Raw genomic sequence first — 15,614 nt, 5'->3', positions numbered from 1 at the left:
CTTGAGTTCCCTTTTTGAATATCTGTCCTGTTAAACTTGACCGGATATCCGGCAATAGGTAATAGAATTGAAAGTAGGTGCGATCGCTTCGCTTGAGGCTGGCTGCACTTGTCTGTAAAATATTTTGTAATAGCCAACTGTCAAATTCATGGAAGATTGGTCTAAAGATTTTTTTGGAGTAATGGAAAATGCTGTTTCTGAAGTAGAGCATTTTTTCAGCGAAATGGGCGAAGAGTTTGTCGAAATGCTGGACGTTTTGGCAAAAATGTCGGAAGACTTTACAGAACAAGTACAAAATAATCTGATTAACGACATTGACGGTTATTTCAATGAATTTGACGGTTTATTTAATGAATTTATCGAACCGATAATTGAAATTTGCCGCGACTTCGACCCGGAGTTTGATGAGATAGATTTGTCGATGGTGACTTATGTAGACCCTTCACCGACGCAGCAGCCGGCTTGTCGCGGTTGTCGCAACTATCACGGTCAAGTTTACGGTGGCAATTTGTTGGTTTGTGCGATGCACCCTACTGGTGTGGAATCGGAGAGTTGTGCTGATTGGGAAACTGACAGCGATATGAATCCTTTTTAAGACGGCAGTTGAGTTGTTGAGGGGTTAATTGTTTATGGTAACGTCAATTCAGTCTCCGTCCAAGATTTCTCTCGAAGAGTTTCTGCTGCTTCCAGAAACTAAGCCGGCTAGCGAGTATGTTGACGGTCAAATTTATCCAAAAGATATGCCCCAAGGAAAACACAGCACGTTACAAACTCGTTTTGGAAATAGAATTAATCAGGTGGGAGAACCGCAAAAGTTAGCTTTTGCTTTTTCAGAATTGCGTTGCACTTTTGGGGGACGTTCTATTGTTCCAGATATAGCAGTGTTTGAGTGGTCGCGCATTCTTCTCAATACTAAGGGAGAAGTAGAAAACAGGTTTGAAATTGTGCCGGATTGGACAATTGAGATTTTATCGCCGGATCAAAATCCAACTCGGGTCATTAATAATATTTTGTTTTGCTTAAATCACAATGCTAAACTGGGTTGGTTGATTGACCCGGCAGAAAAATTAGTTCTTGTTTTTAAACCGCAGCAGCAACCAGAGGCGAAAGAGAATCAGGATATTTTACCTGTGCTCGATGTGCTGTCGGATTTGCAACTGTCGGCCGATGATTTGTTTGCGCTGTTAAGTTTCGATCGCCCGTGAGTTACAGTTGAGTCAGGGTAATTTTGCATCTAACGGCATTTAAAGGTGAATCGCTCAACGGCTAATAATTCGCAATTTGGATTTCCGAAGATGCCGCCATCGCTGCAATTGCGACAGTATCAGCGAGTGGCGGTGGCTAATTGGTTTGCGAATCAGGGACGCGGTACGCTGAAGATGGCGACGGGTAGTGGCAAGACGATTACTGCGCTGGCGATCGCCACTGAATTATACAATAAAATTAACCTGCAAGTCCTGCTCGTAATTTGCCCTTACTGTCACCTGGTGAATCAGTGGGCGCGCGAATCGGAGAAATTTGGTTTAAAACCTATTTTGGCTTTTGATAGCGCCCGTAGTTGGCAGAATAAGCTGGCTGCGGGTTTGTATGAAGTGCGATCTGGCGATCGGCTATTTCTCACAATCATCACTACTAATGCTACCTTAATGGGAGATAGTTTGCGATCGCAACTGCGCTATTTCCCAGAAAAAACCCTGATTATTGGAGACGAAGTTCACAACTTAGGCGCGCCCCGTTTAGGAGAAAGTTTGCCGCGCAATATTGGACTGCGACTCGCCCTTTCCGCTACCCCAGAAAGGCATTTCGACGAACAAGGAACTGAAGCTATTTTAGATTATTTCGGCCCGGTTTTGCAGCCGGAACTTACCTTAGCCGACGCCATCCGCCAAAAAGCCTTAGTACATTATTTATACTATCCAATTTTAGTAGAATTGACCGAAGCCGAAACCCGCAAATATTCCCGCTTAACTCAAAAGATTGGCTGGGCGCTTTGGGGCGATGAAAAAGTAGAAGAAAACGATGCTTTAACAACTTTATTAATGCAGCGAGCTCGGTTAATTGGGGCTGCGGCTAATAAATTAGTAGCGTTGCGAGAATTAATGATTCACCGTCTCGACACCGCCCACACTTTATTTTACTGTGGCGACGGTGCGATCGAAGGAGGGGCGCGCCGAAATAACAACCGCCAACTAACAGAAACCGCGAAGTTATTGGGTTCAGAATTAGGCTACCGAGTTAACACTTATACTGCGGCAACTCCTTTAGCAGAAAGAGAACGATTGCGCCGACAATTTGAGAGTGGAGAATTGCAAGGTTTGGTAGCGATTCGCTGTTTGGATGAAGGCGTTGATATTCCAGCAATTCGCAATGCTGTAATTTTAGCAAGCAGTAGCAATCCGCGCCAGTTTATTCAGCGCCGGGGACGCATTTTGCGGCCGCATCCGGGGAAGGAAAGGGCAACTTTATTTGACATGATAGTTTTGCCTCCCGATTTGGGTCGGGAAACCTTAGAAGTCGAGCGCAATTTGCTACGAAAAGAGTTGAAACGGTTCTTGGAATTTGCCGATTTAGCTGACAATGCTGGGGAAGCTAGAGTGAAATTGCTTCAAATTCAGAGGCGTTACGGGCTATTAGACATTTGACATTTATTAAGGTTCGGTTTATGTTTTAGAATAGAGAATTATTCGATCGTAGTTTGAGTTGCTAGTTTAGTTCGCGATCGCACGCATAGTTCAGAAACCCGGTTTCTTTGTAGATTTCTCGTGAGTGTTCGCAAAACTCGTAGAAACCGGGTTTCTCGCCCATGAGCCTAGGCCCTGTATATTTTAATATTTGCAAAAAAAATATGACGGAAAATCTGAATGAAAATCTGATTATGGCATTTAGATATGAAGATAGTGCGATCGCAGCCGTACCGACAAGCATTTTAGCAGAAAAGCGTTCTTCTTATCAAACTCATCAGGAATTCAGCGACGTACAGCAACCAATTACTAGCGCGCCACCGGAAGTTAGACAAATTATTGAGCGGGTATTGGAAATTGAAAAAGATAAACTGTACATGAGAGCTCCTCGCCACATTAACGATGACATTTTAAAAATCATTAAGGAAGCAATTGTATGAAGTTAATCTCAATTACTCTATGCAACTTTCGTCAATTTTACGGCAAAACTCCCGAAATTAAACTAGCTTGGGGCGGGCAAAATATTACAGTAATTCACGGGAATAATGGCGCGGGAAAAACTGCCTTAATGAATGCCTTTACGTGGGTACTTTACGGAAGATTTAGCGCGGCTTTTGCGGCAGAAGAACAATTAGTAAACAAGCGCGCTTTGGCTGAGGCGGAAATGGGAAAAGCCGTAGGTTGTTGGGCGGAAATTGTGTTTGAACATGACAGCACGCGCTACCAAGCAAGACGCATTTGTCGTGCTTATAAAAGTGAAAATACTGTAGAACATGGTAAGGCTGAATTGTTTCTGAATGTAGCAAAAGATAACGGTCTGTGGCTGAAGCCGGATCAGCATCCCGATGATATTATCGGGCGGATTTTGCCGGAAAGTTTACATAAATATTTCTTTTTTGATGGGGAGCGAATCGAGCAAATTGTCCGCTATGACAAGAAGGCAGAAATTGCGGAAGCTACTAAGGAGTTGCTGGGAGTTGAAGTGTTGAATAGATCGCTCCGGCATTTACTAGAAGCAAAAAAATCTCTAGAGACAGATTTAAATATAATTGGGAATGCTGAAACGAAGAAACTTTTAAAAGACAAGCAAAAAATTGAGCAAGAAGCTGAGCAACTTTCGAGCAGACAAGTAGAAATCGAGCAGGAATTGGTCAACCAAGGGGAGTTAAAAAAAGCAGTTAATGGTAACTTATTGGAACTTAGCGGTGCTGCGGATTTACAAAAGTTGCGAGACGAATTGGAAATGCAGAAAAGTTTATTGAAGCAACAAATTGTACAGGCTACAGATGCTCTCAAACGCTCAATCTCTATGCGGGGTTATGGGGTATTTCTGTCAGAGGCTGCGGCTGAATTTAAAGTAATTGTTGAAGGTTTGCGGGAAGGCGGCTCGTTGCTTTCGGGGATTCAGCGGCCGTTTTTGGAAGAGTTATTAGCGCAGCAGCGGTGTATCTGCGGTGCGGAATTAGTGGAGGGTTCTGAGTCTCGCCAACAGGTTAGCGGTTGGATGGATAAGGCGGGTGTGGGCGATGTGGAAGAAACAACTATTCGGATTAGCGATCGGGTAAATGAAATTGATAAACAAGTGGCTGATTTTTGGGAGGAAATTGACCGACACCAAGGCAATATCAGCCGCGACAGAACCGAACTTTCTCGGGTGGAAAATCAGTTAGACGATATTCACAACAAGCTGCGAAATTTTCCTGACGAGGATGTCAGCCGCTTGCAAAAGCGCTTGGATGAAATTGAGGCAAAAATTGGCGATTTGCACCGGGAAACAGGCTCTAATCAGCAGCAGATTGAGAGTTTGAATGTGCAGGTGTCGGCTTTGGACAAGCAAATCGACAAGCAGCAACTGAATGAGCAAAGGCAAGTATTAGCCCAGCGCCGGATTGCTGCGACTCAGGATGCGATCGATCGCCTAACTGAAGTGCGAGATCGCTTAGAAAAACAGTTTTGTTCTCAGTTAGAAAAGCGAGTGCAAGATATTTTCAGTCAAATTTCTTTTACTCCTTATATCCCCAAGTTGAGCGATAAATACGAACTGACGCTAGTAGAAAATACGTCGGGAAAAGAATCTTTGGTTGCCGCTTCTACAGGAGAAAATCAAATTCTCAGTTTATCGTTTATCGGCGGGATTATTGAGGGCGTGCGGGAGTGGAGTCAAAAGAATACTTTGATGGGCCCGGATAGCAGTACGTTTCCAATTGTGATGGATTCTCCCTTTGGCAGTTTGGACGAGATTTATCGCAAGCAAATCGCGAATAAGCTGCCGAAGTTGGCGAATCAATTGGTAGTTTTGGTAACAAAAACTCAGTGGCGCGGAGAAGTTGCTCAAGAAATGGAAAGTTGCACCGGCAGGGAATACGTGCTGGTGTACAATTCTCCGAAAGCTGATTGTGAAGAAGATGCGATCGAACTTGGCGGGACGCGCTATCCTTTAGTTAGGCGCAGTCCGAATGAATTTGAATATACGGAAATTGTAGAGGTGGATTATGGCTTCTAATTCGGCAATTACGCAGGTTTTGGAAACGGATATTTGGGTGAAGGCGACGTGGGAAGAGTTTCTAAATTTTGCTGAGGATTCAGCATGGGAAAAGGGCAAGTTTTATTACTATCAAGAACACATGAGGGTAGAAATGTCACCAGTAGGGCCATTGCACGGGCGTCAAAATTCAATTATGGCCTGTGTAGTTATTCTGTTTGCAACATTGAGAAATATCCGAGTAGTTCAGTTTACTAACACCAGTTTTCGCAAAGCAGGTATCGGCGAGTTTCAACCTGATTTAGCTTACTACATTGGTTCAGATTTAAGAGTGCCTCCTGATGATAGCAATTCTGCTGTTGATTTAAATCTATACGATCCGCCTAATTTGATAATAGAAATTGGTGCATCTTCTTTTAACGATGATTTAGGCAGTAAGCGGTTGCTTTACGAAAATGCAGGAATTAGTGAATATTGGGTTGAACGTGCAAACACGCGGGAGGTTTTTGCGTTTGCGATTAATGGCGGAGGTAGCGGGAGAATTCAAGAGTCGCGGGTTTTACCGGGGCTGGAAATCCGGTTAGTTGAGGAAGCTTTGAATCGCAGTCAAACGCAAGATGATGGGGAAATTAATCGCTGGTTGATTCAAACTTTTAGTCAAGGTTGAAGGGAGTTTGACGTGAAAAAGCAGTATCATAAGTTGGTGCGCGATCGCATTCCTGAAATTATTCGCCAAAGCGGGAATGAATGCGAGGTTGTAATTTTGTCGGAGGCAGAATACCGTCAAGCTTTGCTGCAGAAATTGATTGAAGAAGCGGGGGAAGCCGCAGAAGCCCAGGAGGAAGATTTGGTGGCGGAATTGGCGGATTTGTATGAGGTGATAGATGCGGTGATGGCGAGTTTTGGCATTTCGGGCGATCGACTTTTGGCGGAACAAATGAAGCGGCGGGAAGCAAGAGGAGGTTTTGCACAAAAAATTATGTTGTTGCGGACATTGTGAAGTGGCCCTGCGCCCAGTGTTGGATATTGGCGAGATTTATAATAGTTAGAAACTAGATATTATGGCAATGGCTGCTAACAAAATTAGAATTGCTAAAGATAAAGCGGAGTTAGTCAAATCATTAACTTTATTGGATAACCACACTGGCCCTTTCCAGACTTACGCCGATGTCATCGCTTTCGCCGCATCCTTGGGAAAGCAGCGGAAAAAACGATCGCCTTTGGGGGAAATTTCTAAACGAGAACCAGGGGCGATAGATGTTGATATTTTTGTATCCAGGGGTTACGATATGGCGATTAAGTTAATTGCGATCGCCGAAACCAAAAATCCTCAAATTCTCTCCCATCTCGACGAAAAATTGGAAGCAGAACGCTTGCAAATTTTTGAAGAATATGCTAATGGTGGACTGGAAATATTGCGAGAAGAGTTGCGGGGTGCGGCGGATTATACCGATCGCCTGTTGTTGGTTTTGATTTCTGAAAGAGACAACCAACATCGGTCAAATGAAGAATTCGATTTAAGCAAGTTCTTATTTTAATAGGTGCCCAATGAAGTATGTACTAGCAGAGATCGTAAAGAAAGGGCTTAAGGAATCTGCCAAATTTTTCGCTTACGGCTACTCAGTATTCATGATCTGCTATTTCATTCTCAAACTAATCCTTTGGGATAGAATAGGAGTTATTGCCTTAATTACCACTTTTATTCCCTTAATTTTATTCCCAACTTTCCTGCTTCCCATCATCGGATTGTCAATCATCAAAAAAAGATGGTTCACTATTATTTCGGCGATCGCCTGCATTATCCTAATAAGTTGGCTGCACATTAAATACTTTTCTCCCACACCAATAAACATCACAGATTCGCACCCCAGCATCAAAATTTTATCCCATAACGTCCATTGGTATAAAACTCAGTCGCCAAGTTTAGCTAAACTGATTCAGAATCAAAAACCCGATATTATATTTTTACAAGAAATCGTTAGTAAACATACCGAAAGAGCTTTCACCTGGTTAAAAGCAGACTACCCCTATCAAATTGGCAATCCCCCTGTAGGAATTCTCAGTAAATATCCGATTGTCTCCAGCGAAATACTGCACTTAGCCGGCCATCCAGAAACGCAGCAGCGGGCAATTATTAAATTTAACGAACAAGAAGTAGTGATTTATAATATGCAAGCTACCGGGCCGTGGTTGACCAGAGCTAGAAAATTGCGTTTTTTCAAACTTCCTGTTTACATATATGGCAAACGATCGCCTGAAATTCAAGAATTAGTGCAGCGAGTTGAGCGAGAAACTCTGCCAGTCATCGTCGCGGGCGATTTTAATATGACAGACGAAACTCAAGACTATTACAGGGTAAAGAAAGTCTTGCAAGATTCTTTCCGAAAATCTGGATTTGGGTTTGGTTTTACCTGGCCTCACGGTTGGGAACTTAACTTATTGGTAAAAAGGTTAAATTGGAGATTGAATTATCCCGTTTGCCGGATTGATTATATTTGGTATTCAAAGCATTGGGGCGCTAAATCTAGTTCGGTTTTGGAGGCAACGGAGTCAGATCATTTGCCTGTAGGAGCCGAACTTATTTTGTTAAATGAAGCCAGATTGTGAGAAGTTTTTTAGTCAATACCAGTCTGCGATTGCGAGTTCCGAAACTCTAGAAAATTCCTTGACATTGTGGGTTACGAGAGTCGCTTGCAGGGCTACGGCTGTCCCTGCAATCAAAACATCGATCGGGCCGATGGGAGTACCTTGTTGCTCCAACTGGGCGCGAATTGTAGCAGCCGCAAGAGCTGCATCGCGATCGAAAGGAATAACGTTAACTCTGCTCAAAAATTGCTGAAGTTGTTGGGTGCGTTTTGCGGGCGAATTGGATTTAGCAATGCCGACTTGCAACTCAAAAAGGACGATCGTAGAAACGACTATTTCCAGGGGAGAAACATTCGCAAGATTTTGAGCAACTTGTCCTTGACCTTTGAAATAGTAGATCAAGGTATTGGTATCCAAAACGTACATTTACAGACTCTCCCGCAGGATGTCTTGTCCGGATTCAGCACGAATATCTTCTAGGGATGGAAAATCTTTTGCCCAAGTTCCAGCAAGGGAAAAAACAAGTTCATTCCAAGGAATCAGAGAGTCTACGGTGTCTGTTGGTTGGTTTGCGCTCAGGTGCTTGGCACAAACGAATTCAGCGAAAGTGAGAATTTCGCTGGCTTGGTCTTTGGGAAGGGTTTTGACGATTGCGTAAATCTGTTCAGCGATGGTCATAATGTGGTTCTAGGTAACGTGCAGATTCAATTATACAAAACCAATTTGTTTCCTACTTTATCAGTCTTCGTCGCTGTGGGCTTTGCCCAATAAAAACTTAGCTAAGCACTGGTGGCAATCCTACCTCTTGCGGCTGCACAAATCGGCCGTTAAAACTAACAGCTTTATCCTCAAAAGTCCTCGCTTCCGCTACCGCTTGCCGCAAATGAGCTCGCTCCATATCGTCCTGAATTCCCCCCACCAAATATACAATTAACTTCGTCGCTAAATCCTTTCCAGAAACTAGCATTCGCTTTTTGTTCGGATCGTACAAAATCCCGTACCACGCAGACTCTGGATTGTCCATGTGGCTAAATCCTTCATCGACATCGTACCTGCGGAGTTTGTCGAAAATAGATTTCAGGGAAAGTTTCTTTCTAAATACTAGAATTCCCAAAGCATTAGCTAAAGCAACTTGACCGACGGGACGGAACAAAATATTTCCCTCGCCCCCTGGCTTTTCAAAACTAAATCGGCGCAATTCTGTCGTTTCTTCGCCGCTTTCAATTCTTTGATAGCTGGGTAAAGTTGCTAAATGATCGAACAATTTTTTAAACTCTTCAATTCCCTCTTTTAGTTCTTCATCTTCGGGACGCATGGGAATTAAACCTTTTCGTTCCGGCTTCCAATGGGGGAATTTGTATTCTAAATACCGTTCGGACATATCTTGCAGCGCTTGCAATGTGGTTAACACAGTTGATTTTGCTGCGACTGTGGCGCTGTCCCAATTGACGCGGGGGTTTCTGTCATCTTGTTCTTTTAATAAGGGATGGGTGACGGCAATTTTGCGGGCGCAAATCGCAAATCCGTTGTCCTCGTTTAATAATGCTAGCTGGCCCTGACTCAGCGTTACGGCCATTAGGTTAACGTGCACAAAGATCGATCGCACGCGCCGTTGTGCTTGCTGTCGCGTTTCCCCCGCTACCGCCGCCGGGATAAACTCAATTCCGATTTTTTCGTGAGCTAATTTATACACTGTTTCGGGGTCGATTTGATACTCTTCTGCTAAATCTTCCAGAGTAATTGCAGCGCCGACAGGTTTTTTATTTTTGTTGTATCTTTGCAGGATTCCGGTTTTAATTAAACTCATTAAACCTTGAACTCCCATCAGCCGATGCTGGCCGTCTAAGGCAAAAATAGAGACTTTTTGAGAGACATTCAAAAGCCCTAAGTTCTCGTTTTTATCAAAGGATGTAAATTCAGTCGCGGATTTGGTTGCTACGCCATTTTTATCCCATTCCTCGGCTAAAGGATTATCTACCCACGGGGGACTGACGACTACTAAAACTGCGGGGAATTTGTGCGATTTTCGGGCTGCTAAATATTGAGTTAGGGTGGCTTGCCGCGACCAATCTAAGGGACGCTGGATAATTTCGTCAATGGTTTCGTCGTCGCGGACGATGTTGTTCGTTTGGAGGTCGAATTTTTGGCGGAAAAGCGGCATTTGCGAGGCGAAACGGACGCGAGAGTCTAACCATTCTAGGGTGACTGAACCGATGTATGCTTCGCTGTTTCCCATCTGGGTTTTTTGGACGAAAATGCGATCGTCCTTTCCTAAATAATTATCTAATAAAAGTGCGATTTCCTGTCTGTCGCTATTTTCTTTTTCTAAAATCTTTATAGCGAGGTCATCCGCTGGGTTGGTTGTCATGGGCGGTTTTTATATAATTAGGTTATTTTTTCAAAAATATCATGGGTTAAATTGTATGTCAACTCTTGTTTTTTAAAAATTTTTGTGAAATACTTAAAACACTAAGTAAATTCAACCTTATATATCATTTAATGTTTTATTTGTCAATAGCTTAGGGGCGATCGGGCTTGATGCAGATGCGTCTGGGTCTCACGCGCCACCGTCTGAGTCCGCCAGGGGTTGAAAACCCGCCACCATCGGGGCCCGACAGGGGTCTCACGCGCCACCATCGGGGCCCGCCAGGGATTGAAAACCCGCCACCATCGGGGCCCGCCAGGGGTTGAAACCCCGCCACCATCGGGGCCCGCCAGGGGTTGAAACCCCTGTCTCATAGCGAAAGTCCTCTGAAGAGGACTGAATATGGATCAATTTCGAGGTTTATGTTTAGTCGGTTTTAACCGACTTTCGCTATGAGACGGGGGTTTCAACCCCCGGCGGAATATCGGGGAAGCGAGTGAATTGACGATGGCACTTGCCCCTGATTTCTTCATACTTCGCACCTGCAACAACAAAAACATATGTCTACTCCTTCCTTTGAATACATTTTGCCGGTAATTCGGGGCATTCAAGCGGGCCGCGAATATTACGTGTCGATGTGTCCGGTGCGTTTTTTGCCTAAATTGTTTCCCTTTGAATCTGAAGAATTGCCGCCGTCTATGCGGGCGAAACGCGCGCTTAACAAAGCTAGGATTCCCGAAATTGCTGAGTATTTTGTCAAGAATCCTACAAATTATACTTGTGGGGCAATTGCTGCTTCGATTGATGCGGATATTACTTTTGAAGCAGTGGGAAATGAGGCCGAAGAACGGAAAATCGGTCGCTTGCGAGTGCCGATGGATGCTAAGTTTACTATTAATGACGGACAGCATCGCCGCGCGGCTTTTGAGATGGCTTTGAGGGAAAATCCGCAGTTGGGATATGAGACGGTGGCGCTGATTTTGTTTCTCGATATTGGGTTGGAAAAATCGCAGCAGATGTTTGCTGATTTGAACGGTTTTCAAGTTCCTTTGGAGGCGTCACTCAGTCTACTTTACAACCACCGGGACGATCGCGCTTTTGTGGTGAAGGCGGTTGTTAAGCAGGTTGAGGTTTTCCGGTGTTTGACTGAGATGGAGAGGGGGAGTTTGAACGGGCGATCGCACAAATTGTTTACGCTGAGTGCGATCGATCGTGCTATCATGGCTTTGCTGTCTAATATTCACGGCAGCGAACAGGCAAAACTCTCTGGTTCTCGCACCAAAAAAGAACAGAAAGAGGAAGAACTTGCTCAAAAAATACAACTGGCGGTTAGTTATTGGAATGCGGTTTGCAGTTTTATTCCAGATTGGCAATTAGTTCTGCACAAGCAAGTTGCGGCGGGGGAAATGCGCCGGGATTGCGTGCACTGTCACAGTGTTGTGCTTGAGAGTTTGGGGGAAGTTGGGGCGGCTTTGATGTCGGTTTTTCCTGAGAGTTGGGAGGAACGTTTGAGCCTTTTGCAGCAGGTTGATTGGTCGATTTATAATCCTGATTGGGAGAATGGGATTTTGTTTAAAGGGGGGATTTCTAAGTCGAGGGCGAGTGTTAGTTGGATGACGGATTATTTGAAGGTGAGGTTGGGTTTGGAAACCGCAGATACAGCACAGCAGCGCCCAAATGCCGCCAAAAACTAGGCTACTTAAAATAGCGTCTGAATGGTTCTGCAAGAATGCCCAATATTTGGTCTAGCTGAGTAATAAAATATTCAGTCAAATCAATTTTTAACAACTGATTTTCTAAAATTAGGAATTTCCAGTTTGTACCCGTTGAAACTGCTCCATAAATTGCGGATTGTTCTTGCCCTTTGCGCGCATTAAATATTTGAGCTGCTGCCATCTGAGCCGCACACTGTCCCAATCCTATTCTAATATCGTTGTCTTTGGCTTCCACCAATGTCAAGACTGGGGCAGTCACCAATGATTGATTGCTCGATGCGCTGAGGAGAAAGTCACAAGCCCCGGTTAATCCTTTGCTCTCTTCTACGTTAAATGTGTTGCCAGAAAAGTAGCCAATTTTGTTGTTAAAAGTGCGCCGGATTTCGAGTAGAATGGGAGTGATGATTAATTCCGATCGAGCTTTTTCGGTGCTGATACTTGAGGCTAAGTCTAAAGCTTCGTCTAGGGTTTGTGTGAGGCGTTCTGAAGGTGCGAGGGGGGGAATTTGGCTGAATAAGTGGGGAATGTCTTCAACGGTTAGATCCAGGGTTGAGACGGCTTGGTCGATGGTTTTGAAGTCGCTGTAGGACATATTTAGTTTGCGGATGGGATGGATTTGAGAACCGCAGATGCACGCGGACAGTGATATAATTATCTCCTGTCTAGGCTATAAAATTACTTTTTAGTCTGCTGACACTGCTTAAATTGTCTAGTTTCTGCATTATGGTTTTGCTTTGGGGCGCTTAACCCTCTGTTGACAATAGTGTAAAATTTTAGGTCGGATTTTATTTAATCCTAGCGGGAGGACAAAATGACTACAGGAGAAAAGTCCGAAAATAAAAATCTAGCGTATTATCGACAACGTTTTGCCGATCTTAATGTCAGTAATACACGCCAACGTGGTCAAGCTAATCATAAGCCAATATTACTATTATCAATCATCGATCTAATTGCTCAAGGAATAATTGGGGAGAATCGAATTTATGTTTCAGACGACTTAATTAAAACCTTTAATAAATATTGGGATATCTTAGGTTCTGAATCTCACAATCGTGGTTTGCACTATCCATTTTGGCATTTGGAAGGCGATGGTTTCTGGCATAAAACATTAAAGTCTGGATTTAATGGTTCAAAGCCTAAGACCACTAACAAGCTAAGAGAAGCTGTAGAATACGGTAGTTGGGATAATGAATTATTCAATTTACTTCAAGACCAAAATTCGAGATCGGAATTAATAGATACACTGATTGCGACATGGTTTTCATTAAATAGGGACGATATTGGAGAGATTTTGCAAGTTAATCAAGACTTTGAGAAAGTTACTCAGACAGAAAGAGAACTATCAGACTCAGCAGGAATTGCTGACGGAGAACCAAAATTTTATTTAACAAAATCTGCTGTTAGAAATGCTTTTTTCAGGAAAGCAGTAGTACATACATATGATTACAAGTGTGCATTTTGTCGATTAAAAGTCATCAGGAATCTCACTCAAACTATTGTAGATGGTTCACATATTAAGCCGTTTTCAAAGTTTTATGATAATCAAATTAATAATGGGATATCATTGTGTAAAAATCATCATTGGGCTTTTGACCAGGGTTGGTTTGCTATAGATGATAATTACAGAATTATCGTCGCTGATGACTTAGAAGAGGAATCCCCCAATGCCAGATGTATGAAAGATTTTCATAGTGAAACTATTCTCCTGCCGGCTTCCGACCAAGATTTACCAAGACTTGAATCGCTAGAATGGCATCGGCTGAATGTATTTAGAGCTTAATTAAGTAACTGAGGTTGAAGACATGACAGAAACAATGCAAATACCGCTTTTTCCACCCCGTAGTGTTAGTGAGTTAGTGGAAGAAATCGAAAAAATAAGTAAAGAAATTAAAGAGTTATATTGCTTAGATGATATACCTTGGGTTTTAGGATATTCCGGCGGAAAAGACAGCACTAGCGTAGTGCAGCTTATCTGGTATGCGATAGCAGAATTGCCACCTGAAAAAAGAACAAAAAAAATCTATGTAATCACAACAGATACACTTGTAGAAAACCCGATAGTTTCTACTTGGGTACGTCAGTCATTAAAACAGATGAAGTCTGCTGCTATAGAGCAACAGCTACCAATAGAACCTTATATGCTTTATCCAGATGTCAAAGATACTTTCTGGGTAAACTTGATGGGAAAAGGCTACCCAGCACCGAGACATGGATTTCGCTGGTGTACTGAACGCCTGAAAATCCTTCCTTCTAATCGGTTTGTTCGTGATATGGTGAGAATCAATGGAGAAGTAATTCTTATATTGGGTACTCGCAAAGCTGAAAGTATTAAACGCGCTGTTTCAATGGAGAAACATGAAATAGGTCGCATGAGCGACCGTCTAAATAATAATTCTAGTTCCATTAAGTCTTTGCTTTATCAGAGTCCTAGTCTGCCTAATTCCCTAATTTATAGTCCGATTGAAGATTGGCGAACTGATGAAGTCTGGATTTATCTGAATCAGTGGGCTAATCCTTGGGAAAATAGCAACAAAGATTTATTTACCATGTATCGAGGTGCAACAGCCGACAATGAATGTCCTTTAGTGGTCGATACTTCTACCCCTAGCTGCGGCAGTTCTCGCTTTGGCTGCTGGGTTTGCACAATGGTAAGCCAAGATAAATCTATGGAGGCAATGATTCAAAACGATGAAGAAAAAGAATGGATGCAACCTCTCCTCGATATTCGCAACGAATTAGACATTAAAAACGATCGCGATAAAAGAGACTTCCGCCGCATCTACGGTAGAGTAGAACTGTTTGAACGCAACATGGGCGACGACACAACCTCCGTCGAACCCATCCCAGGGCCCTACACCAAAATCTGGCGAGAACACTGGCTGAGACGAGTCTTGGAAGCACAAACCCAAATCCGCAAAACCGCACCCCTAGAAATGCGCGACATCACCTTAATTACCCCAGAAGAACTTAGCGAAATCCGCCGCATTTGGCTGGAAGAAAAGCATGAATTTGACGACTCTTTGCCCCGGATTTACGAAGAAGTCACCGGCGAACCTTTTGAAGATTCCCGTCCCGCCGCCGAAAGAAAACTCCTCGGTAGCGATGAATGGACTGCGATCGAGGAGATTTGCAGCGAGGACAAAATGCACCTCGAATTGATGGCAAAACTCCTGGATACAGAACGCCAATACTACACCAAGCCCCGCCGTACAGGCATTTACGCCGATTTGGACAAATGCTTTGAAACGAGTTCGCGATCGAAGGAAGAAGCGATTGGCAACGCCCACTATCAACGCAATTTAAAAAAAGCGGTGGAAGATATTAAAGCAAATCCGACGGAAAAAATTCAGCAATTCAAAGATGCGATCGCCCAAACCAACAGTTCCGCCAAAAACGAGACGGTTGATATTGCCAAACTTAAAGAAGAACTCGAAAGCAACAGCAATCAAAGCAGACAGTTGTCTTGGGCTGATATTAAATTTTCACCGCCAAATTCAGGAGAGGAAAATAGCAAAGATTAGGTCAATAATGTCGATCAGGCTTTGGGGCGATCGGGCTTTGGGGCGATCGGGCTTTGGGGCGATCGGGCTTTGGGGCGATCGGGCTTTGGGGCGATCGGGCTTACCCACAAGTCCGCCGGGGATTGAAATCCCCGTCTAATAGCGAAAGTCGGTTAAAACCGACTGAAGAACCAAATCAAACGATCGCCGATTTCAGTCCTTTTGATCGCACTTTGGGGCGATCGGGCTTACCCACAAGCCCGCCGGGGATTGAAATCCCCGTCT

Annotated in this window: 17 protein-coding genes; 13 read left to right on the top strand and 4 right to left on the bottom strand. The window is 43.7% G+C overall.

The window, feature by feature from the left end:
- Positions 1-148: 148 nt before the first annotated feature.
- The 9 genes from QT984_RS04990 (at position 149) to QT984_RS04950 (ending at position 7,770) form a co-directional block, all read left to right on the top strand.
- Positions 149-595, top strand: coding sequence for a hypothetical protein (locus QT984_RS04990; RefSeq protein ID WP_333208463.1), 447 nt, complete (start codon positions 149-151; stop codon positions 593-595).
- 34 nt (positions 596-629) lie between these two features.
- Positions 630-1,205: a Uma2 family endonuclease gene (locus QT984_RS04985; RefSeq protein ID WP_333314809.1), complete on the top strand. Its 576-nt coding sequence runs from the start codon at positions 630-632 to the stop codon at positions 1,203-1,205.
- Between the two features lie 90 nt (positions 1,206-1,295).
- Entirely contained in the window at positions 1,296-2,642 is a 1,347-nt protein-coding gene (locus QT984_RS04980) for a DNA phosphorothioation system restriction enzyme (protein WP_333232642.1), read from the top strand.
- Between the two features lie 203 nt (positions 2,643-2,845).
- Positions 2,846-3,121: a hypothetical protein gene (locus QT984_RS04975; protein ID WP_190660639.1), complete on the top strand. Its 276-nt coding sequence runs from the start codon at positions 2,846-2,848 to the stop codon at positions 3,119-3,121.
- Positions 3,118-5,184 (top strand): AAA family ATPase, encoded by a 2,067-nt coding sequence (locus tag QT984_RS04970; protein ID WP_333208462.1) that lies wholly within the window; start codon positions 3,118-3,120, stop codon positions 5,182-5,184. The genes QT984_RS04975 and QT984_RS04970 overlap by 4 nt, the downstream gene beginning before the upstream one ends.
- Positions 5,174-5,830, top strand: coding sequence for a Uma2 family endonuclease (locus QT984_RS04965; RefSeq protein ID WP_333056138.1), 657 nt, complete (start codon positions 5,174-5,176; stop codon positions 5,828-5,830). The genes QT984_RS04970 and QT984_RS04965 overlap by 11 nt, the downstream gene beginning before the upstream one ends.
- Before the next feature lie 12 nt (positions 5,831-5,842).
- Positions 5,843-6,163, top strand: coding sequence for a nucleoside triphosphate pyrophosphohydrolase (locus QT984_RS04960; RefSeq protein ID WP_333208461.1), 321 nt, complete (start codon positions 5,843-5,845; stop codon positions 6,161-6,163).
- A 67-nt stretch (positions 6,164-6,230) separates the two neighbouring features.
- Complete coding sequence (locus QT984_RS04955; protein WP_333056136.1) at positions 6,231-6,701, top strand: DNA phosphorothioation-associated protein 4; 471 nt, start codon at positions 6,231-6,233, stop codon at positions 6,699-6,701.
- A gap of 10 nt (positions 6,702-6,711) precedes the next feature.
- A complete protein-coding gene (locus QT984_RS04950) occupies positions 6,712-7,770 on the top strand; it encodes an endonuclease/exonuclease/phosphatase family protein (RefSeq protein WP_333232620.1) in 1,059 nt (352 codons plus the stop codon).
- Between the two features lie 12 nt (positions 7,771-7,782).
- Here the strand turns inward: QT984_RS04950 and QT984_RS04945 are convergent, their stop codons facing one another.
- From QT984_RS04945 to QT984_RS04935, 3 genes are all read right to left on the bottom strand, one after another.
- A complete protein-coding gene (locus QT984_RS04945) occupies positions 7,783-8,175 on the bottom strand; it encodes a type II toxin-antitoxin system VapC family toxin (RefSeq protein WP_333056134.1) in 393 nt (130 codons plus the stop codon).
- A complete protein-coding gene (locus tag QT984_RS04940; RefSeq protein WP_333056133.1) occupies positions 8,176-8,427 on the bottom strand; it encodes a DUF2281 domain-containing protein in 252 nt (83 codons plus the stop codon).
- Between the two features lie 97 nt (positions 8,428-8,524).
- Positions 8,525-10,117: a DGQHR domain-containing protein gene (locus QT984_RS04935; protein ID WP_333232622.1), complete on the bottom strand. Its 1,593-nt coding sequence runs from the start codon at positions 10,115-10,117 to the stop codon at positions 8,525-8,527.
- A gap of 557 nt (positions 10,118-10,674) precedes the next feature.
- Here QT984_RS04935 and dndB point away from each other — a divergent pair.
- On the top strand, positions 10,675-11,808 hold the full coding sequence (dndB, locus tag QT984_RS04930) for a DNA sulfur modification protein DndB (protein ID WP_333373399.1): 1,134 nt from the start codon (positions 10,675-10,677) through the stop codon (positions 11,806-11,808).
- 1 nt (position 11,809) lies between these two features.
- On the opposite strand, the gene QT984_RS04925 is transcribed toward dndB, so the two are convergent.
- Positions 11,810-12,421, bottom strand: a complete 612-nt coding sequence (locus tag QT984_RS04925; RefSeq protein WP_333373396.1) for a hypothetical protein — start codon at positions 12,419-12,421, stop codon at positions 11,810-11,812.
- Between the two features lie 219 nt (positions 12,422-12,640).
- Between QT984_RS04925 and QT984_RS04920 the strand changes: the two genes are divergently transcribed.
- Genes QT984_RS04920 through QT984_RS04910 form a run of 3 tightly spaced genes read left to right on the top strand, consistent with a single transcriptional unit; the run spans position 12,641 to position 15,489 of the window.
- Positions 12,641-13,609 carry an HNH endonuclease gene (locus QT984_RS04920; RefSeq protein ID WP_333373393.1) on the top strand — a complete coding sequence of 323 codons (969 nt, stop codon included), beginning with the start codon at positions 12,641-12,643 and terminating at the stop codon, positions 13,607-13,609.
- 22 nt (positions 13,610-13,631) lie between these two features.
- Positions 13,632-15,350, top strand: coding sequence for a DNA phosphorothioation system sulfurtransferase DndC (gene dndC / locus QT984_RS04915; RefSeq protein ID WP_333373390.1), 1,719 nt, complete (start codon positions 13,632-13,634; stop codon positions 15,348-15,350).
- Between the two features lie 7 nt (positions 15,351-15,357).
- Entirely contained in the window at positions 15,358-15,489 is a 132-nt protein-coding gene (locus tag QT984_RS04910; RefSeq protein WP_333373387.1) for a hypothetical protein, read from the top strand.
- The last annotated feature ends 125 nt before the right edge of the window (positions 15,490-15,614 follow it).

The organism is Microcoleus sp. Z1_B2 (assembly GCF_036700325.1).
Classification (GTDB): domain Bacteria; phylum Cyanobacteriota; class Cyanobacteriia; order Cyanobacteriales; family Microcoleaceae; genus Microcoleus.
Note: the sequence above shows the minus strand (reverse complement) of the source record. Positions and strands in the feature narration are given on the sequence as shown.

Excerpts from the sequence above, each read along its gene's own strand:
- QT984_RS04990 (WP_333208463.1), top strand. The coding sequence starts at position 149 with ATGGAAGATTGGTCTAAAGATTTTTTTGGAGTAATGGAAAATGCTGTT.
- QT984_RS04985 (WP_333314809.1), top strand. The coding sequence starts at position 630 with ATGGTAACGTCAATTCAGTCTCCGTCCAAGATTTCTCTCGAAGAGTTT.
- QT984_RS04980 (WP_333232642.1), top strand. The coding sequence starts at position 1,296 with ATGCCGCCATCGCTGCAATTGCGACAGTATCAGCGAGTGGCGGTGGCT.
- QT984_RS04975 (WP_190660639.1), top strand. The coding sequence starts at position 2,846 with ATGACGGAAAATCTGAATGAAAATCTGATTATGGCATTTAGATATGAA.
- QT984_RS04970 (WP_333208462.1), top strand. The coding sequence starts at position 3,118 with ATGAAGTTAATCTCAATTACTCTATGCAACTTTCGTCAATTTTACGGC.
- QT984_RS04965 (WP_333056138.1), top strand. The coding sequence starts at position 5,174 with ATGGCTTCTAATTCGGCAATTACGCAGGTTTTGGAAACGGATATTTGG.
- QT984_RS04955 (WP_333056136.1), top strand. The coding sequence starts at position 6,231 with ATGGCTGCTAACAAAATTAGAATTGCTAAAGATAAAGCGGAGTTAGTC.
- QT984_RS04950 (WP_333232620.1), top strand. The coding sequence starts at position 6,712 with ATGAAGTATGTACTAGCAGAGATCGTAAAGAAAGGGCTTAAGGAATCT.
- QT984_RS04945 (WP_333056134.1), bottom strand. The coding sequence starts at position 8,175 with ATGTACGTTTTGGATACCAATACCTTGATCTACTATTTCAAAGGTCAA.
- QT984_RS04940 (WP_333056133.1), bottom strand. The coding sequence starts at position 8,427 with ATGACCATCGCTGAACAGATTTACGCAATCGTCAAAACCCTTCCCAAA.
- QT984_RS04935 (WP_333232622.1), bottom strand. The coding sequence starts at position 10,117 with ATGACAACCAACCCAGCGGATGACCTCGCTATAAAGATTTTAGAAAAA.
- dndB (WP_333373399.1), top strand. The coding sequence starts at position 10,675 with ATGTCTACTCCTTCCTTTGAATACATTTTGCCGGTAATTCGGGGCATT.
- QT984_RS04925 (WP_333373396.1), bottom strand. The coding sequence starts at position 12,421 with ATGTCCTACAGCGACTTCAAAACCATCGACCAAGCCGTCTCAACCCTG.
- QT984_RS04920 (WP_333373393.1), top strand. The coding sequence starts at position 12,641 with ATGACTACAGGAGAAAAGTCCGAAAATAAAAATCTAGCGTATTATCGA.
- dndC (WP_333373390.1), top strand. The coding sequence starts at position 13,632 with ATGACAGAAACAATGCAAATACCGCTTTTTCCACCCCGTAGTGTTAGT.
- QT984_RS04910 (WP_333373387.1), top strand. The coding sequence starts at position 15,358 with ATGTCGATCAGGCTTTGGGGCGATCGGGCTTTGGGGCGATCGGGCTTT.